Raw genomic sequence first — 17,545 nt, forward strand, 5'->3', positions numbered from 1 at the left:
GATCCTCACCGCGGCTGCATGCGGATGGCGCCGTCGAGACGGATCACCTCGCCGTTGACATACTGGTTCTCGATCAGGAAGCGCACCGCATCGGCAAATTCCGACGGTTCGCCGAGCCGCGAGGGATAGGGTATGGCGGCGCCAAGACTGTCCTGCGTTTCCTGCGGCAGGCCCTTCAGCAGCGGCGTCATGAAAATGCCCGGCGCCACCGTGTTGACGCGGATTCCGAAGCGGGAAAGCTCGCGCGCTACCGGCAGGGCCATGGAAACGATGCCGCCCTTGGAGGCGGAATAGGCGGCCTGACCGATCTGCCCTTCGAAGGCGGCAACCGAGGCGGTGTTGACGATAACACCGCGTGCCTTGTCTTCCCGTTCGGTTGTTGTCGCCATACGCTCGGCGGCAAGCCGCATCATGTTGAACGTGCCGACCAGGTTGATGCGGATCACACGCTCGAAATCCGCAAGCGGCATTGGCCCTTCCTTGCCGAGAATGCGGCCGGCCGTACCGATGCCGGCGCAATTGACGAGGATGCGCAGGCCATCGCCGGCCTTGGCGGCTACGTCCATAACCTTTGCCGCATCGCTCTCGCTGGTCACGTCGCCCGAGATTGCCACGCCACCGATATCACCGGCGACCTTTTCGGCCGCGTCTCCATTGCGGTCGAAGACGTGAACGATGGCGCCAAGCTTTGCAAGCAGACGGGCCGTCGCTTCGCCAAGCCCTGATCCGCCGCCGGTGACGACTGCGCTCGATCCCTCGATCCTCATGCCGCAAGCTCCTTTCCGACCCGGATGACATCCGGTCCATCCTCATAGAGAGCGTCGACCAGATCACTGCGATGTGCAAGCACGGCGCGCTGGTTGATCGAGCCCTTGTCGGTCACCTCGCCCTTTTCGAAGCGCAAGGGAGCCGTCATCAGCATAATGCGCATGATGCGCGTCGCCGAACCGCTCGCCTGCCGCTGATGCTCAGCAAGCTTTGCCGCAATCGCCGCCTTGACCTTCGGATGGGCAACCACCTCTTCGTCGGAAAGGCCGCTGCCGTCCGGGACGAGTTCCCGCAACGCCGGCATGAAGGGTACGGCGAGCGCGCCGAGTTCCGCCTGGTTCTCGCCGGTGATCACCGCATCGCGAATCAGCCCGCCGAACTGGTTGACGATCTGGGCGCGCAGCACGCCGACCGCGACCCATGTACCGGTCTGCAGCTTGAAGTTCTCCGCCGTGCGGCCGTCGAAATAAAAGCCCTTGCGCGGATCGCCGGGGACTGCGAACCTCACCGCGTCGCCGATCCTGTAGAACCCTTCCTCATCGAAGGCCGCGGCCGTCAGCTTCTCGTTGCGCCAGTAGCCGGGCGTGATATTGGGGCCCTTGAGGCGCAGTTCGTATTTGTCCTGGAACGGCACCAGCTTCATGGTGACCCCTTGAGCCGGGATGCCGATATTGCCGGGCTTGTCCTGCGGATCGGTACAGAAGAGCGAGAACGGGGCCGTCTCCGTGGAGCCCAAGCCGGTGCCGAGCGGCACGTAGCCGCCGACGGTCATTTCCGCAAGTTCGATCAGGGCATCCCAGGTATGCTGCGCCATGCCGGCGCCGGCATACATCATCATCTTCAGATCCTTGAAGAAGCTCTGGCGAAGCCCGTCGTCCTCCCGCATCTCCTGCACCAGCATTTCATAACCGGCCGGCACGTTGAAATACCAGGTCGGCGAGATTTCCCGGAGATTGGCGATGGTCTGGCCGATCAGCTTCGGCGTGGGCTTGCCGCGATCGATGTAATAGGTGCCTCCGTGGTAGATGACGAGGTTGAAGCACTTGTTGCCGCTGGCCGTATGGTTCCATGGCGACCAGTCCACCAGGACCGGCGGTTCCTCTCGGAAATAGGCGTAGCAATCGGCCACCATTTCCTGGTTAGAGCAGAGCATGCGCTGCGTCTGGATCACCGCCTTGGGAGAGCCTGTCGTGCCTGACGTAAACAGGAATTTCGCGACCGTATCCGGCCCGACCGAATCGAAAGCCTCGTCCACCGCCACGGTCGGTTCCGTCTTGAGAATATGGTCGAAAAGATGGGTATTGGGACGGCTATCCGGCAGGTTGCGGATCGCGGCGAACGGCATGTCTGCGCCGAAGGCCGTATCGACAGCCTTTTGGAAGACAGCCGCATCATCGGCGAACACCAGGCCCGGCGTGATCTGCGCGGCGATCTCGCCAAGCTTGCCGAAGTCGGAAGAGATGGTCGCATAGGCCGGCGCGATCGCGGCGGAAGGGATGCCGACATGCTGGGCGCCGAGCGCCATCAGCGCATGGTCTATCGAATTCTCGGAGAGAATGACGAGCGGATTTTCGGCCGAAAGCCCCAGATCGAGCAGGAACTGACCGATGCGCCGCACCCGGTCCAGAGCCTGGCCGTAGGTTACCTTGCGCCATTCACCCGTGCCCTCGCGATCGGCCATCCAGACACGATCCGGCCTCGTCTTCGCCCAATGCACCAGCCGCTCGTTGATCTTGCCGGGATAGGGACCGAGCCGGTCCTCCCGCCGGACGAGGAACTCGCCGCTTGGCCTTTCTTCCCAGCGCACCACCGGCGACCAGAGCTTTACATCGCGGACGGGTTTCCCGCTCATGAGTCTCCTCCCAGACGTCAATCACATGAATTCTAATGAGAGCCGTAGCGGCTCCTCCCAAAATTTGTTTACAAAGAAACAATCTCCATGTAAACGATCAAAAACTCAAAACGGACGGGGGAGCGTCCGTTGCTGGAGGGAGCAGACAAGAATGGCCGACCAGACGGCAACCAGCTTCGTGACCTATGAACTCAAGGGCAAGGTCGCCCATATAGGTCTCAACCGCCCTGAAAAACGCAATGCCATCAGCGATCGCTTCGTTGAAATGATTGCGGAATCGGTAGCGCGCGCCGAAAGCGAAGCGAAAGCCGTCGTTCTGTTCGGGCATGGCGACCATTTCTGCGCCGGGCTCGATCTTGCCGAACACGTCAAGAAGACGCCGATCCAGGGCGTGCACGGCTCGCGGCGCTGGCACGCCGTTTTCGCCGGCATCGAACACGGCACGATCCCGTGGGTTTCCGCCCTGCACGGCGCGGTCGTCGGCGGCGGGCTGGAGCTTGCGGCATCGACCCATATCCGGGTCGCGGACCGCTCCGCCTTTTTTGCCCTGCCGGAAGGGCAGCGCGGCATTTTCGTCGGCGGCGGCGGTTCGGTGCGTGCCGCGCGGCTTATGGGCGTCGCACGCATGACCGACATGATGCTGACCGGGCGGGTCGCCTCGGCGGAAGAAGCCGAGCGCTGGAACCTCGCACAATATGTCGTCGAAAAGGGCCAGGCGCGCGAGAAGGCGCACCAGCTCGCCGAAGCGGCCGCCAGCAACGCCGAAATTTCCAACTACGCGGTCATCAACGCATTGCCGCGCATCCAGGACATGGCCAAGGAAGACGGGCTTTTCGTGGAATCCTTCATCGCCTCATTCACCGCCACGAGCCCGGAAGCGGAAGAGCGGCTGCGCGCCTTCCTGGAAAAACGCGCCGCGCGGCTGAAGGCACCGGGTTCGGCCTGAGAGGAATTTTAGGATGGACATGCCGATCCGCACGACTGACGAGGTGAATCTCGATCGTCTCGACACGGCGCTCGGCTTCCTGATGCGGCTTGCCCAGCTCAAGATCTACGAGCGCTTCTTCGAAGAGGTCGGCGATCACAACCTGAAACCGGGAGAATTTTCGGTTCTCTGGGTCCTCCTGCACAATCCGGGCATACGGCAAAGCGTGCTCGGCCAGCGGCTGATGATCAAGCGGGCCCATATGACGAAGCTGATCCGCTCGCTGGAGGATCAGGGCCTCGTCTCACGCCGTATCCCCGACGACGACCGTCGCGCCGTCGAAATCACACTGACGCCGGCGGCCGTGACGATGGTGGAACAGGCCGGCGACTGGTTCTTTACCTATGAGGATTCAGTCGGGGAAAATCTCAGCGCCGCCGAACGCCGGCAACTGACGGCCCTGTTGCGGAAATTCGTCGGCCTGGGCTGAACATCGGCAGACAAATCGAAGGATCGGGAGGAGCGAACCTTGAATATCGACGATCTGGTTGCCATCGACATCCACACCCATGCCGAGGAGCCCTGCTGCGGCCCGCGGGACGACGGTTATGACGAGTTCCAGGCCGGGATGGCGAAATATTTCAGGAATCCCGCCGGTGCGCAGGGCATGCTGCCGACCGTGCAGGAGACCGCCGCCTATTACCGCGAGCGCAGGATCGGCTGCGTGATCTTTCCCGTCGACGCAGAACGGGAAACCGGCTTCCGCCGCTACGACAACGAGGAAGTCGCAAGGATCGCCGCCGAAAACAGCGACATCATGATCCCGTTTGCCTCGATCGATCCCGCCAAGGGCAAGGCCGGCGCCCGCGAAGCGCGGCGGCTGGTGCGCGAATTCGGCGTCAAGGGTTTCAAGTTCCATCCGACCATGCAGGGGTTCTATCCGAACGACCGGATGGCCTATCCGCTCTACGAGGCGATCCAGGAGGAAGGCGCGATCACGCTCTTCCATACCGGCCAGACGGGCGTCGGCGCCGGGCTTCGGGGCGGCATGGCGATGCGGCTGAAATTCTCCAACCCGATCCATCTCGACGATGTGGCGGTCGATTTTCCCGACATGCCGATCATATTGGCGCACCCCTCCTTCCCCTGGCAGGAGGAGGCCCTTTCGGTCGCGACCCACAAGCCGAACGTCTATATCGACATGTCCGGCTGGTCGCCGAAATATTTCCCGCCGATCCTCATCCAATACGCCAATTCGCTGCTGAAGCACAAAATGCTGTTCGGTTCCGACTGGCCGGCGATCACGCCGGACCGCTGGCTTTCCGACTTCGCCAATATCGCCATCAAGGACGAGGTTCGGCCGCTGATCCTCAAGGAAAACGCCCGCAAGCTTTTGAAAATTTAGGTCGGGACAAAGCTCTTCCGGATCACAAGCTCGGGAATGACCCGCTCGTAACCCGGCTCGGCATCCGGACTTGCAAGCCGGCGGTCGAGAAGTTCCACCGCCCTTTGCGCCATAGTGGCCGGGTCCTGCCGGAAGGTCGTGAGGCCGTAGCTCAGCCAGGCTGCTTCCGGCACGTCGTCGAAACCGATCACCGCCACGTCATCCGGCACCCGCAGGCCGAGTTCGGCGCGGACGAAATCCATCAGGCCGAAGGCGATCTGGTCGTTGGCGCAGAAGACCGCATCCGGACGCGTATCGCCGGAGAAGAGCTCGCCGGCCGCGACAATGCCGCTGTCGTAATCCGAATCCGGCCCTCTGGCCGCCATCACCTCGGCGCCCAGTGCGCTGGCCGCGGAAAGGAAGGCGCTTTCGCGCTCCACTATGCTCGGCGTGCCGGACCCGGAACCGATCACGGCAAGCCGGCGGCGGCCGCCGGCGAAAAACGCATTGGCGGCGTTGCGCGAGGCCTCGGAATTGCCGGCACGGACATGGTCGGCATCGGGTTCCGAGCGACCGATGACCACCAGCGGCTGGCCGTTTCGCTGGGCAAGCTCGAAGAAGCTCGCCGGCGGAGAGCCGGAGAGGATGATCGTCGCCTCGGCGCGGTGGCCGATCAGCATCTTCTGGGCGGCGAACAGTTCCTCCTCCGCCTGACCAGTATTGATGAGGATCGGAATGCTGCCGCGTCCGATCAGCGCCTTGGCGAGCGCCGCGGTCAGATGGGCACGGAAGCCGAGTTCGGGCTTGGTGGCAACGATGCCGACCAGCCGGCTATGGTTGGCGAGCACGCCGCGCGCCAGGTCGTTGACGTGATAGCCGAGCTCATCGGCCGCACGCAGCACCTTTTCGCGCGTCGCAGGCGCCACGCTGGCGCCCGGCGTAAAAGTGCGGGAGACCGCCGAGCGGGACACGCCGGCGAGCCGGGCAACCTGTTCGGCGCTGACGAAACGCATTCTCTTTTCGTCCTTCATGCTTTCCTCAATGCCCCACGCGCGAAAGGACGTCCGCCTTCAGGAAGCGCTCGACGACGGCCATGAAGACCAGCGATGGAACGAGCAACAGGAGGGCAGTGATCGACGCGATCTGGTAATTGCCGCCGGCGCCGGCGGTATAAAGCAGCAAGGGCAACATGTTCACATCCGGTGCGCCGACGAAATAGCTGCCGGTGAATTCATCGAGCGATTCCAGGAAGACGAAGATGGCGCTTGCCATCAGGCCCGGTGCGGCAAGCGGCAACGTCACGTCCAGGAAGGTGCGCATCGCACCGGCGCCGATGTTGCGTGCCGCCTGTTCGAGCTCCACGTCGATCGCAGAAAAGGCGGCGGTTGCGATCCAGACCGCATAGACGAGGCCATGCGAGACATGCACCAGCACCACGCCCGGTATCGTGCCGTTCAGGCCGATCTCATAGAAGATGCGCGCGACATTGACGTAGACCGTCAGGTTCGGAAACGCCTGCGGGATCAGGAAGGCAAGCAGGATCAACCCTCTCAGGGGCAGCTTCAGCCGCGCCAGCGCATAACCCGCCGGAATTGCGAGCAGCAGCGATACGACGACGGTGAGCAGCGCGACGATCAGCGAATTCGTGAGCGATTCCAACGCCCCGCCGCGCGGCGCGAACACTTTCGCCCAGGAACCGAAGCCGTATTCCAGCGGGAAGCTGTAAGGGAAATACCACTTCTCCGCCACCGTCCAGAGCAGCATGTTGAAAAGCGGGCCGAAGATGAAAAAAGCCATCAGTCCGAAGACGATGCCGCGCGGCACCCACCAGAGGGCTGCGAGAGGATTGCGGCGGACGGTTTCGATGGAGGCGGTCATGCGCGCTCCTTTAGGCTGGCGCGCAGATAGATCCACGCAACGGACGAGGCGAGCACGAGCGAAACGAGGCCGAGCGCATTGGCAACCCCGTAGTCCCCATAGGAATTGACCCGGAAGGCGATATCGGCGGTCAGCATGGTCGGCGACTGGGCGTTGATCATCAGGGGGACGGAAAGCACCGACATCATGGTGACAAAGGAGAGGATGAGGCCGACGGTCAGCGTCATCGCCACCTGCGGCACGAGGATCTCGATGAGGACACGCAGCCGCGAGGCGCCGAGATTGCGGGCCGCCTCGATCGTATCGCGGTTGACTGAAGCCATGGCACCGGCGACGAGCAGCGCCACGAAGGGCGTCTGCTTCCAGACGAAGGCGATGACGATGCCGCGCCAGTCGAGGAAGCTCTGTGCCTCAATCGGCGTCAGCAGGCCGAAACTGATGAAGGTGTTGTTCATCATGCCGTTCTTGGCGAGGAAGGTCCGGAGAATCTGTCCGACGACGATAAATGGAATGAACATCGGCCAGCGATAGAGAAAGCGCAGGATTGCCACCGCGACTGGATGTTCGCCCAGCGTCAGATAACCGCCGATCGCAATCGAGGCGATGCCGATCAGCCCCGTCGACAGCGCGATGATGACGACGGAAAAGACGATATCCTTCGTGTAGAGGTCGAAGGTCTTGGCGAAATTGCCCCAGCCGAATGCCCCCTCCACCTCAAAGGCGCCGACCGCCGACATGACGAGCGGCAGGATGAACAGGAGGACGATCACCGCAAGCGCGGGCAAGACGAGGAGGAGACCGAGGAGACGTCTGGGCATGGTTTGAGCTCGATGGGATTACGGCGTGGTCTCTTCTCCCCGACGGGGAGAAGATGTCTGGCAGGACAGATGAGGCGGCGGCTGGTACGAAGCATCACCTGAACATGCTGCACCGTCCCCCTCATCCGGCCCTTCGGGCCACCTTCTCCCCTGAGGGGAGAATGTGAGTATCGAGCTTACTTGACCGACTTTTCGTAGGCTTCCAGGATCGCGTTGTTATAGGGGGCGATCGGGAAGGGCTTGCCCTTGGCGGCAAGATCTTCCGGTGTGATGTCCACGAAGAGCTTGTTCCAGGTGGCGTCGTCAAGCTCGGCCTTGACCTTGTCGGCGTCGATACCCGGATACCAGTTGAAGCGCTTGACGATGCCTTCGGCCTGGACCTTGGGGCTGGTGGCAAGCGCGATGAACTTTTCCGCCAAGTCCTTGTGGGCCGTCTTTTCCGGCATGACGTAGTGCATCGGCTGACCCGGCATGCCCGGAGCCGGCAGGATGAGCTTCAGCGTCGGCGGCAACTGGCCGTTCGCCTGCCAGGAGTAGAACATGTCGACCCAGACCGGACCCATGGCGATCTCGCCGCGCGAGAGCAGGTCGAGCGTGCCGGCATTGCCGGGGGTGAGCGTCGCATTGGTGGTGAAGTCGGCGAGGCTCTTGAAGGCCGCATCCCACTTCTTCGTTTCCTCTTCCTTGAACGGGCCGTTCATCAGCGTGTCGGCATCGCCGCCGCCGAAGGCATAGATCCAGCCCATGACGAAGCTGACGCCCGAAGCGCCGCCCTTGATGCCGTTATAGCCGAACTGCTTGGGATGGGCCTTCGCCCATTCGGCCAGTTCCGCGTAGGATTTCGGCGGGTTCGGCACGAGATCGGGATTGTAGGCGATCGCCGTCTGGCTGTTGAACATCGGCATGACATAGCCGTCGACATTGGCGCCGAGCGCCATCTTCGCATTGGCGCGGGTGACTAGCTTGCCGGTGTCGATATCGCCGCGATACTTGGCGAGATAGTCCTTGGCGACCATCGGGCCGACGAACTTCTCATGCACGACGGCAACGTCGACATCCCACTTTTCCGCCTTAGCTGCGGACTGGGCGTCGAAGCGCTCGAGGATCTTCTGCGAACCGGCATCGCCGGGGCCGGTGCCGACGGCGCGAACCGTATTGCCCGGATAGGTCTTCTCGAAAAGGGGCCCAAGGTACTGGTTGATGTAATCTACCATGTTCTGGTCGCCGGCGGTCGCGACCGTCAGCTCTTCGGCATGGAGCGGAAGGGCTGCGAAGGCGACGGCGAAAGCTGCATAGGACATTCTCTTCATGGGTTCTCTCCGTGAGTTGAAAAGTCGAGTTTCAAAAGGTCAGGCGTAAACTTTCCCGGGCGTTGTCCGGGAAACGGTGGAGGCCGGCTCATTCGCCGACGCATTGAAAAGGAAAAGCGCTTCCGCCGGGACATGGACGGCGACGCGGGCGCCAGGTTCGAATGCCTGGGTCCCATCGGCCATGATCTCGGTCTGCCCGAGCCGGACCATATGGCGCCAATGGCCGCCGGGATAGCTGACGGCGGCGACCTCGCCCCGAAATGTAATGCCGGAGCCGACCGCCGCGACCTCCCCTTCCGTAAGGAGGCGAGCGGTTTCCGGGCGAAACCGGGCCTCGACCGGTCCGGAGGTCAGCGGACGATCGAGAAGCGGCACGCTGGCCTTCGCGTTAGCCGCTCCTTCGGCGATCACGAACTGGCCGCCATCGCGCACTCCATCAAGGTGGATCACGTTCTCGGCCCCCATGAAGGCGGCGACGAAAGCCGAGGCCGGACGGTTGTAGACCTCTTCCGGAGTACCCTGCTGGGCGATCTTCCCGGCATTCAGGATGACGATGCGGTCAGCCATGACCATGGCTTCCTCGCGGTCATGGGTGACGTGGATCGCCGTGATGCCGAGCCGCTTCTGCAGCGCCCGGAGTTCGTGACGGACCGTCAGGCGGATACGGGCATCGAGGTTCGACAGCGGCTCGTCGAGCAGCAGGATTTCCGGATCGACGGCGAGCGCCCGGCCAAGCGCTACGCGCTGACGCTGGCCACCCGACAGCGCCGAAGGCTTGCGCGCCTCCAGCCCGTCGAGGCCAAGCAGCGACTGCATGGCAGCGACGCGGGTGGCGATCTCGGTGCGCGACACGCCTTTCAGCTTCAGTCCGTAGCCGATGTTCTGGGCAGCGGTCATATGCGGCCAGAGCGCATAGGACTGGAAGACCAGCGCCATGCCGCGCTTGTCCGGCGGGAGATGCGTCACGTCGCGATGGCCCACCCTCACTTCACCGGCCGACGGGCTTATGAAGCCGGCTAGCAATCTCAGAAGCGTGGTCTTGCCGCAGCCGGACGATCCGAGCAGCGCCACGAACTCGCCTTTCGAAATCGACAGGTCGATGTCGGCCAGAACCTGCGTGGAACCGTAACGACTTGCGACGCCACGCAATTCCAGAAATCCGCCCCGCTCCATCGAAACCCCCTCTTGCACAGCCGTGCAATCTTGCTGGCGATTTCTTAAGGCGCGAGTTTTACAGGCGAATGACAGCGGCGTTGTTTGTTTACAAGCCGGCCGAACAGACCTAGACGGCCTGCAGTGCCTCGAGGCGGGCGAGCGCTTTTTCCAGTTCCTCGGCTCCGGTCGCCACCAGAGCGGCTCCCGCCTCCCTGAGAACCTGGGCGCGATCAGGCCGCGGGTCGGCGGGATCGACAAAGCCGATCGGCACCATGCCCGCGGCCCTCGCCCCCGTAATGCCGTGGCTGCTGTCGTCGATCACCACGCAATTCTTCGGATCGACGGCAAAGGCCTTGGCGCAGAAATGGAAAAGGTCGGGCGCCGGTTTCGGCCGTGCCACCCTGTCGGAGCTGAAGACCGAGGGCGCAAATGCGTGCCAGAGATCGAGCAGGCCGAGGCTCTTCGACAGCCGGTCCGTCGAGCTGTTGGAAGCGACGCATTTTTTATGCGGCAGCGACCGGACGAGTTCTTCCATACCCGCCATCGGCTCCAATGAACGCGCGAATTCCGGATAGATGTCGAGGTGCCAGGCCTCGAACACCGTCTCGAGGTTTTCGAGACCGAGTTCATCGACGCAGATGCGGCGGATGACATCCGGCGAATTACCGGTGAAGCGGATCAGGACCTCTTCCGTGGTGATGGAAGCGCCGGCATTCTGCAAGGCCTTGGCAAGCGTGCGACTGGCGATCGGCTCGCTGTTGATCAGCACGCCGTCACAATCGAAAATCAGAAGATCAATCTGCATGGGAGTCCAATTTCAGTGGTGTGTCAGAGCCGGTTGACGCCTGCTGCACCGTCGGCGACGGCGAAGCTCTGGAAAACGGTGGCCGGAGAGTTCTGCTGCTTGCGGTCTGCGATGCCGACGAAATCCACCTCGGTCGACCGGTCATTCAGACGCATGATGGCATAGCCATGCTTGTCCGAGGCGAACTTGAGGTGCGGGTTTTCGGCAAGCGCCGTGGCAAGGCTCTTTTCGGACGGCGCATCGGACGTGATCGAACCGCCGACGAACTCGGTGGCGATGGGCGCCGCCTTTTCGTCCGCGAAGTCGCGCTTCACGTCAGCCGCATAAAAGGCGTGCAGGTCGCCGCCGATGATCAGGGGATTGCGAACAGCAGGCGACTGCACGGCATCGAGGAGACGGCCGCGCGCTGCGCGATATCCATCCCAGCCGTCGAGATTGTAGGCCGTCTCAGGACCCGCCTTGGTGTCGCGCTCGGACAGCAGGGTCTGCTGGGCGATGACGTTCCATTTTGCCTGGGAACCAGCAAGCGCCCTGCCGAGCCATTCTTCCTGCGCCGGGCCGAGCATGGTTCGTTCAGGTCGATCTCCGACGGCAGCCCCCTGGAGCTGCGGCGAGCGATATTGTCGCGTGTCGAGCAGCGTCAGTCCGAGCAGGTTACCGAAGTGATAGTGATCGTAGATGCGCAGCGCATCGAAGCCATTGGCAAGGCCTGGATGTACCGGCATGTGCTCGAACCAGGCCTGATAGGCAGCGCGGCGCCGGGCAAGAAAGGCCGTCGAAGCCGGCGCGTCCGGCGCGCGATCATTGGCATAGTTGTTGATGACCTCATGATCGTCCCAGACCGCAAGCCAGGGGAAGGCCGCATGCGCCGCCTGCAATTGCGGGTCCGATTTGTAGAGCGCATAGCGGTCGCGGTATTCGTAGAGCATGGAGGGCACGCCGGTTCCGTGCTTGCGCACCAGTTCAGCGCCATAACTCCGCTCGTAGATGTAATCGCCGAGATGCACGACAAGATCGAGGTCTTTTTCCGCCATGTCGCCATAGGCGCTGTAGAAGCCTTGCTCGTATTGCTGGCATGAAGCGAAGGCGAAACGGAAGGCATCGGTACTTTCCGGCGCTGTGCGGGTACGACCGACCGGGCTTTCCGCATTTCCCGAACGGAAGCGATAGAAATACCAGCGGCCGGGCTGCAGCCCCCTCACCTCCACATGCACCGAATGGGCGAATTCCGGCGCGGCGCGGAAGAGGCCCGACTGGACAGGCTTGGAAAACGCCTCGTCCTCGGCCACCATCCATTCCACGTCGATCGGATCGGCAACCGACTGCGGCGCCGGCGCGAAGGGATCAGCGGATACGGCCGTCGATGCATTCTCCAGGATCAGCCGGGTCCACAGCACGACGCTATTGGTTCTCGGCGAACCCGATGCGACGCTGAGCACGAACGGATCGGACTTGAAGCTTTCCGCACGCGCGGACCCGAGCGGCCGCCAGACGGCCGCCGCTGCCAGTCCGCTTGCCAGGAAGCTCCGCCGGTCAATGCGCAGCATCAAGTAGTCCTTCGCGTGCCTTGACGGCCAGATCCGGCCGGTCGGTGGTGATCTGGCGGATCGGCCTTCTCAGCCAGAACGAGAGGTCGTCCGGGTCGTTCGGCACCCAGGCACCAAGTCTTTCAGCTGGAATCAGCGCCGAGAGCAGATCCCATTCATCAGAAAGCAAAGCCTTTTCGACGGCAAGCACGTCTGAGACCTGCAGCATGGCTTCGACCGATTGCCGCAGACCTCGGGCCTCAACGGACTTGTGGCTGAGCGAGGAGAGCCGGCGGATATGTGGCGCTACCTCGCCGACCTTCTTCAGGACGTCGCTGTTGAAGCTCGTCAGGAAGGAACGGTCTGCAAGACCGAAGCGGTCGATCTCCGCAGCAGCGACGGTTTCGAGGCCTTCGTAGGGCTTGCCATCGGCATCGGCCTTCAGCTCCACATGCAGTTCGAGACCGGTCGGGGCGTAGATTTCCAGCACTTCGGCAAGCGTCGGGATGCGCTCGTCGGTGCCCTTGAGGATGACCGACCGGTGTTCGCCGACGGCGAGGTCGGCGACGCGGCCGGAACGCTCGGTGGTACGATCAAGCCTCGCGTCATGGATGACGAGAAGCTCGCCCGCGGCGGTCAGATGCACGTCGAACTCGACGGATTCGACCTTGAGGCCCAGCAGGTTACGAAAGCCGGTAAGGCTGTTCTCGGCCCACAGATTGCGGGCGCCGCGATGGCCGACGATGATGGGTGTGGACATCGGAAATATCTCCTTACTTGCTTGAATCCACCAGACCCTTGGTGAACCAGCGTTGCATCAGCAGAATGACGAGGGCGGGCGGCGCCATGACGAAGAAGGAAGCCGCCATTGCGATGTTCCAGGCCGGTTGCGCATCCGCCACCGGGATCAGGTCCTTCAGCCCGATCATCGCCGTGTACATTTCCTTCTCGGTGGTGAAGAGCAGCGGCCAGAGATACTGGTTCCAGCCGTAAAGGAAGAGGATGATCGACAGCGCCGCGATGTTGGCGCTGGAGAGCGGCAGAAGCACGTCCCGGAAGAATTTCAATGGCCCGGCACCGTCGAGCTTCGCCGCCTCGCAGAGCTCGTCCGGCACGGTCAGGAAAAACTGGCGGAACAGGAAAGTCGCCGAGGCCGAGGCGATCAGCGGCAGGATCAAACCGCTATAGGTGTTGACCATGTTCCACTGCAACGCCGCATCCAGCTGGTAACCGGTGGTATTGGCAAGAAAACCGGTCAGGCCGATCGCTTCAAAGAAGGAGCGGAGCGGCCCGCCGGCATCCGCCACGGCCTCGTAGGTCGGGATGATGCGCACTTCGACCGGCAGCATCAGCGAGATGAAGATCAGCCAGAAGGCAGTCATGCGGAAGGGAAAGCGGAAGTAGGTGACCGCAAACGCGGCGATGATCGAGACCGTGAGCTTTCCGACAACGATGCCGACCGTGACGATGAAGGAGTTGATGTAGAGTTGGCCGAAATCACCTTCATTCCAGGCACCTATGGTGTTTTCGACGAAATGGTCACCCGGCAGCAGCGGGAACGGCACCTGCTGCACCTCACCGACCGTCAGCGAACCGGCGACGAAGGCGAAATAGAGCGGCATGCCGACCGCGGCGGCGCCGAGCAGCAGCACCACATGACAGAAGATGGAGAGACCAATGTGACGTTCGACCATGATCACACCTGGTAATTGACTTTGCGCTCGACGGCGCGGAACTGCAGGACGGTGAAAAGGATGGCGATCGCCATCAGCACCACGGATTGCGCGGCCGACGAGCCGAGATCGAGCTGGCGGAAACCATCCTGGTAGACCTTGTAGACCAGCGTGTTGGTGCTGCCGGCCGGGCCGCCATGGGTGATCGTGTCGATGATGCCGAAGGTCTCGAAGAGGCCGTAGACGAAATTCATGACGATCAGGAAGAAGATCGTCGGCGCGGCCATCGGCAGCGTGATCGTCAGGAAGCGCCTTACCGGCCGGGCGCCATCTATCGCGCCGGCTTCGATGACGGAAGCGGGTACGGCGAGGAAGGCCGCGACAAGGAATATGTAGTCGTAGCAGATATGCTTCCACACCGCTGCGACCGAGACCAGCAGCAATGCATCGAAGGGACGGCGGTTCGGGTCCCAGGCGAAGCCCAGGTCATGCAGCATGTGCGCCAGCGGGCCGACCGTCGGATTGAAGAGAAAGGCCCAGAGCACGCCCGAAATTGCCGGCGCGATGGCGTAGGGTAAGAGGATGACGCCCTTGTAGATCGCCTTGCCGCGCATGACCTGATCGGTGGCGAAGGCGAGCAGGCCGGCGACCAGAAGCGTGGCGACGCACTGGACGGTGGTGAACCAGAGGGTAAGCACCGCGCTGTCGCGATATTCCGGGCTCGAAAACAGGGTCGTAAAATTATCCAGCCCGACGAAGATCATCGTCCCGCCGAACGGATCGACCTGCACGAAGGCAAGCGACAGCGCCTTCCAGGTCGGAATGAAGAAGAAAAAGAGCAGGATCAGAAGTTGCGGAGCAACCAGGCCCGCCGCCAGCCAGGGCCGCCGGAAATGCGATGCCTTGAGCCCGGTTTCGGACGACCCGACAAGCGAACCCAACCAGGGCAGCAACGGAAAACGGGGGCGCGTCGCCGCGCCCTCGTCCAGTCTCAAGGCATCACTTGCCGGCATGGAGCTTCTCGTACTGGCGCAGGATTTCATTGCCGCGCTTGACCGAAGAGTCCAGAGCCTCCTGCGGCGTCTTCTTGCCGGTCCAGACCGCCTGCATCTCCTCGAGCAGGATCGCCGTCGCCTGGTTATGGTTGCCGAAGCGGAAACCTCGCGAATTGTCGTTCGGCTCGCCGCGCGAAAGCTGTTCGATGGCGATCTCGCGGGTCGGATGATCCTTGAAATAGCCTTCCTGCTTCATCTTGGCGTAGGCGGCATTGGTCACCGGAACATAGCCGGTCGACTTGCTCCACCATTCCTGAACGTTCGGCTGGGCGACATAGTTGAAGAAGGCTGCAACACCGGCCTGAACCTCTTCCGGCTTGCCCTTGATCGCCCAGAGCGCAGCGCCGCCGATCGTGCTGTTCTTCGGCTGGACGCCTTCCTCATGCGGCATGACAGCTGCGCTCCACTTGAACTTGGCATCCGCCTCGACGGCCGAATGGCTGGCCGTAGAATTGATGATCGAGGCACAGGTGCCGGAGGTGTAGAGGCTGATCGGGGAAACACCCTGGCCGGCGATCTTCAGCACGCCGTCGTCGATCCACTTCTTCAGCCGCGCGACCTGGCCGACCACGGAGGTCTTGTTGTAGACGAATTCGGTATCGAGACCGGCGTAACCGTTGGCCTTGGTGCCGAAGGGCTGATCATTGATCGCCGAATAGTTCTCGATCAGGCTCCACTGGTAGTCGCCCGGAAGCGCCATCGGGCAATCGGTGACTTTCTTTTCCTTCAGCGCATAGAGCTGCTTTTCGAGATCCTGCCAGGTGTCGGCCGGTGCATCGAAGCCGGCTGCCTTGAAGGCATCGGCATTGTACCAGAGGATCGGGGTCGACGAGTTGAAGGGCAGAGCCGCCGGCTTGCCGTTGACGATATAGAAGCCGGCAACCGGCTTGACGAAATCGTTCCAGTCGATCTTGTAGCCCTGCTTGGCCATCAGTTCGTCGGCCGGAATGATGGCCCCGGAATTCAGCATGGTCATGAAGCCGCGTTCGGCCGACTGAAGGATAGCCGGCTGCTGGTTGACGCGGTAGGCGGCGACCATGGCCGCCATCGTCTCTTCGTAATTGCCCTTGTGGGTGCCGACGACCTCGTACTTGTCCTGCGACTTGTTAAAGTCCGAGATGAGCTGCTGAACGGTCTCGCCGAGCTTGCCGGAGATCGCATACCACCATTCGATCTTGACGCGTTCCGCAGCCGCAGCGCCCGTCGCGCCCATCAGCAGCGCGCCGGCGGCAAGCAGGCCGGCCACCGATTTCACATATGTCGAAGCCATATTTTCGGTTCCTTGGGTTTCCTGGGCCCCTTGCGTGGCCCGCCTCTGTTAGGTTCTGGCCATTTTTCCCGCTCTGGGTTAGCCATGACACGAGCGGGTTACGTTACATATGTTACACGCATGTGACATATGAGCACAATGGGGCTTTAAGATGGAAAATCGCGAATTGATGGTGCGAGCGGCCTGGCTCTACCACGTGGAAGGGTTAACCCAGCAGCAGATCGCCGAGCGGATGAACGTCACCCGGCGGCGGGTCAACGAAATTCTGTCGGAAGCACTGGAAACAGGTGTGGTGCGGATCAGCTTCGATGCCGTGCTTTCGGAAAGCGTCGAACTGGAAGCCAAGCTCAGGAAACGCTTTGGTTTGAAGGACGCCGTGGTGGTGCCGAGCCCAAGCGATCCGGGGTTGCTTCATTCCGTGCTCGGGCGGGGTGCCGCGGGTTTTCTCGGCAGATTGATCCAGACGCAGAAGCCCGCCTCGATCGGGATCGGCTGGGGCTCCACATTGCGCGAGACAATCCACCACATGCCTTCGCTCAACGAGCCGCAGATCAGGGTGCGTTCGATGATGGGCGGGCTGACCCACGGCTCGGAGATCAACACGTTCGAGATCGTCCGCGGCTTTGCCCAGGTGCTGAACGCCCAATGCCGTTATTTTGCAGCGCCGATCTATGCCGACAGCGCGGAATCGCGCGACGCGATCATCTCGCAGGGCGTCTTCCAGAAGACGTTCAAGCAGATCTGCGAGGTGGATGTCGCCTACCTTAGCGTCGGCGACGTGTCGCAGCAATCGCTGCAGGTGCGCTACGGCCTGCCGGAAGGCATGGACGAGGCGATCCTGAGAGATGCCGGCGCGGTGGGCGACCTGATGGGCCGTTATCTCGACACTTCCGGGCGGGAGATCGACCATCCGCTGAACCGCCAGGTGCTCTCGCCGGAACTCACGGATTTCCGCGGGATCGACTGCCGGATCGTCGCCTCCGGCGGGGCGCACAAACACAGGATCCTGCACGCCGTGGCGGAAAGCGGCCTGATCAACGTATTGATCACCGATGCCGACAGCGCCCGCGCCATGCTGGCGCGATAGATCAAAAAGTTAGAGCGGGATCTTAACCGAAAACCGCCC

General features: G+C 62.3%; 17 protein-coding genes. 4 read left to right on the forward strand and 13 right to left on the reverse strand.

The features are described from left to right. Positions 1 to 5: 5 nt before the first annotated feature. Positions 6 to 767, reverse strand: a complete 762-nt coding sequence (locus J2046_RS07095; protein ID WP_210050517.1) for an SDR family NAD(P)-dependent oxidoreductase — start codon at positions 765 to 767, stop codon at positions 6 to 8. Continuing rightward, complete coding sequence (locus J2046_RS07100) at positions 764 to 2,620, reverse strand: feruloyl-CoA synthase (protein ID WP_210050519.1); 1,857 nt, start codon at positions 2,618 to 2,620, stop codon at positions 764 to 766. The genes J2046_RS07095 and J2046_RS07100 overlap by 4 nt, the downstream gene beginning before the upstream one ends. 151 nt (positions 2,621 to 2,771) lie before the next feature. Between J2046_RS07100 and J2046_RS07105 the strand changes: the two genes are divergently transcribed. The 3 genes from J2046_RS07105 to J2046_RS07115 are packed head-to-tail and all read left to right on the forward strand — an operon-like array spanning position 2,772 to position 4,950. Further along, entirely contained in the window at positions 2,772 to 3,566 is a 795-nt protein-coding gene (locus tag J2046_RS07105) for a crotonase/enoyl-CoA hydratase family protein (protein ID WP_210050520.1), read from the forward strand. 13 nt (positions 3,567 to 3,579) lie between these two features. Continuing rightward, positions 3,580 to 4,035 (forward strand): MarR family winged helix-turn-helix transcriptional regulator, encoded by a 456-nt coding sequence (locus J2046_RS07110; protein WP_210050522.1) that lies wholly within the window; start codon positions 3,580 to 3,582, stop codon positions 4,033 to 4,035. Between the two features lie 39 nt (positions 4,036 to 4,074). Continuing rightward, entirely contained in the window at positions 4,075 to 4,950 is an 876-nt protein-coding gene (locus J2046_RS07115) for an amidohydrolase family protein (RefSeq protein WP_210050524.1), read from the forward strand. Here J2046_RS07115 and J2046_RS07120 read toward each other — a convergent pair. From J2046_RS07120 to J2046_RS07170, 11 genes are all read right to left on the reverse strand, one after another. Then, the gene (locus J2046_RS07120) at positions 4,947 to 5,960 is read right to left on the reverse strand and encodes a LacI family DNA-binding transcriptional regulator (RefSeq protein WP_210050526.1); all 1,014 of its coding nucleotides are present in this window, start codon (positions 5,958 to 5,960) and stop codon (positions 4,947 to 4,949) included. The two genes, J2046_RS07115 and J2046_RS07120, sit on opposite strands and share 4 nt — an antisense overlap. 7 nt (positions 5,961 to 5,967) lie before the next feature. Beyond that, positions 5,968 to 6,807, reverse strand: a complete 840-nt coding sequence (locus tag J2046_RS07125) for an ABC transporter permease (protein WP_210050527.1) — start codon at positions 6,805 to 6,807, stop codon at positions 5,968 to 5,970. Then, a complete protein-coding gene (locus J2046_RS07130) occupies positions 6,804 to 7,625 on the reverse strand; it encodes an ABC transporter permease (RefSeq protein WP_210050528.1) in 822 nt (273 codons plus the stop codon). Before J2046_RS07130 ends, J2046_RS07125 begins: the two co-directional genes overlap by 4 nt. Before the next feature lie 176 nt (positions 7,626 to 7,801). Further along, positions 7,802 to 8,935 (reverse strand): ABC transporter substrate-binding protein, encoded by a 1,134-nt coding sequence (locus tag J2046_RS07135; RefSeq protein WP_210050529.1) that lies wholly within the window; start codon positions 8,933 to 8,935, stop codon positions 7,802 to 7,804. A 39-nt stretch (positions 8,936 to 8,974) separates the two neighbouring features. Then, entirely contained in the window at positions 8,975 to 10,108 is a 1,134-nt protein-coding gene (locus tag J2046_RS07140; protein ID WP_210050530.1) for an ABC transporter ATP-binding protein, read from the reverse strand. Positions 10,109 to 10,217: 109 nt separating this feature from the next. Beyond that, positions 10,218 to 10,895, reverse strand: a complete 678-nt coding sequence (locus J2046_RS07145; protein ID WP_210050532.1) for an HAD-IA family hydrolase — start codon at positions 10,893 to 10,895, stop codon at positions 10,218 to 10,220. 23 nt (positions 10,896 to 10,918) lie between these two features. Further along, positions 10,919 to 12,442 carry an alkaline phosphatase D family protein gene (locus J2046_RS07150; RefSeq protein ID WP_210050533.1) on the reverse strand — a complete coding sequence of 508 codons (1,524 nt, stop codon included), beginning with the start codon at positions 12,440 to 12,442 and terminating at the stop codon, positions 10,919 to 10,921. Beyond that, a complete protein-coding gene (locus tag J2046_RS07155) occupies positions 12,429 to 13,181 on the reverse strand; it encodes a glycerophosphodiester phosphodiesterase family protein (protein WP_210050535.1) in 753 nt (250 codons plus the stop codon). The genes J2046_RS07150 and J2046_RS07155 overlap by 14 nt, the downstream gene beginning before the upstream one ends. A 13-nt stretch (positions 13,182 to 13,194) precedes the next feature. Further along, a complete protein-coding gene (locus J2046_RS07160) occupies positions 13,195 to 14,115 on the reverse strand; it encodes an ABC transporter permease subunit (RefSeq protein WP_210050537.1) in 921 nt (306 codons plus the stop codon). A gap of 2 nt (positions 14,116 to 14,117) precedes the next feature. Continuing rightward, positions 14,118 to 15,107, reverse strand: coding sequence for an ABC transporter permease subunit (locus J2046_RS07165; RefSeq protein WP_210050539.1), 990 nt, complete (start codon positions 15,105 to 15,107; stop codon positions 14,118 to 14,120). Next, positions 15,094 to 16,419 (reverse strand): extracellular solute-binding protein, encoded by a 1,326-nt coding sequence (locus J2046_RS07170; RefSeq protein ID WP_152601143.1) that lies wholly within the window; start codon positions 16,417 to 16,419, stop codon positions 15,094 to 15,096. The genes J2046_RS07165 and J2046_RS07170 overlap by 14 nt, the downstream gene beginning before the upstream one ends. Positions 16,420 to 16,570: 151 nt before the next feature. Here J2046_RS07170 and J2046_RS07175 point away from each other — a divergent pair, with 151 nt between their 5' ends. Further along, positions 16,571 to 17,506: a sugar-binding transcriptional regulator gene (locus tag J2046_RS07175; protein WP_210050540.1), complete on the forward strand. Its 936-nt coding sequence runs from the start codon at positions 16,571 to 16,573 to the stop codon at positions 17,504 to 17,506. The last annotated feature ends 39 nt before the right edge of the window (positions 17,507 to 17,545 follow it).

The organism is Neorhizobium petrolearium (assembly GCF_017873175.1).
GTDB lineage: Bacteria > Pseudomonadota > Alphaproteobacteria > Rhizobiales > Rhizobiaceae > Neorhizobium > Neorhizobium petrolearium.

Excerpts from the sequence above, each read along its gene's own strand:
- J2046_RS07105 (WP_210050520.1), top strand. The coding sequence starts at position 2,772 with ATGGCCGACCAGACGGCAACCAGCTTCGTGACCTATGAACTCAAGGGC.
- J2046_RS07175 (WP_210050540.1), top strand. The coding sequence starts at position 16,571 with ATGGAAAATCGCGAATTGATGGTGCGAGCGGCCTGGCTCTACCACGTG.
- J2046_RS07130 (WP_210050528.1), bottom strand. The coding sequence starts at position 7,625 with ATGCCCAGACGTCTCCTCGGTCTCCTCCTCGTCTTGCCCGCGCTTGCG.
- J2046_RS07125 (WP_210050527.1), bottom strand. The coding sequence starts at position 6,807 with ATGACCGCCTCCATCGAAACCGTCCGCCGCAATCCTCTCGCAGCCCTC.
- J2046_RS07160 (WP_210050537.1), bottom strand. The coding sequence starts at position 14,115 with ATGGTCGAACGTCACATTGGTCTCTCCATCTTCTGTCATGTGGTGCTG.
- J2046_RS07145 (WP_210050532.1), bottom strand. The coding sequence starts at position 10,895 with ATGCAGATTGATCTTCTGATTTTCGATTGTGACGGCGTGCTGATCAAC.
- J2046_RS07170 (WP_152601143.1), bottom strand. The coding sequence starts at position 16,419 with ATGGCTTCGACATATGTGAAATCGGTGGCCGGCCTGCTTGCCGCCGGC.
- J2046_RS07165 (WP_210050539.1), bottom strand. The coding sequence starts at position 15,107 with ATGCCGGCAAGTGATGCCTTGAGACTGGACGAGGGCGCGGCGACGCGC.
- J2046_RS07140 (WP_210050530.1), bottom strand. The coding sequence starts at position 10,108 with ATGGAGCGGGGCGGATTTCTGGAATTGCGTGGCGTCGCAAGTCGTTAC.
- J2046_RS07150 (WP_210050533.1), bottom strand. The coding sequence starts at position 12,442 with ATGCTGCGCATTGACCGGCGGAGCTTCCTGGCAAGCGGACTGGCAGCG.
- J2046_RS07110 (WP_210050522.1), top strand. The coding sequence starts at position 3,580 with ATGGACATGCCGATCCGCACGACTGACGAGGTGAATCTCGATCGTCTC.
- J2046_RS07120 (WP_210050526.1), bottom strand. The coding sequence starts at position 5,960 with ATGAAGGACGAAAAGAGAATGCGTTTCGTCAGCGCCGAACAGGTTGCC.
- J2046_RS07095 (WP_210050517.1), bottom strand. The coding sequence starts at position 767 with ATGAGGATCGAGGGATCGAGCGCAGTCGTCACCGGCGGCGGATCAGGG.
- J2046_RS07135 (WP_210050529.1), bottom strand. The coding sequence starts at position 8,935 with ATGAAGAGAATGTCCTATGCAGCTTTCGCCGTCGCCTTCGCAGCCCTT.
- J2046_RS07155 (WP_210050535.1), bottom strand. The coding sequence starts at position 13,181 with ATGTCCACACCCATCATCGTCGGCCATCGCGGCGCCCGCAATCTGTGG.
- J2046_RS07100 (WP_210050519.1), bottom strand. The coding sequence starts at position 2,620 with ATGAGCGGGAAACCCGTCCGCGATGTAAAGCTCTGGTCGCCGGTGGTG.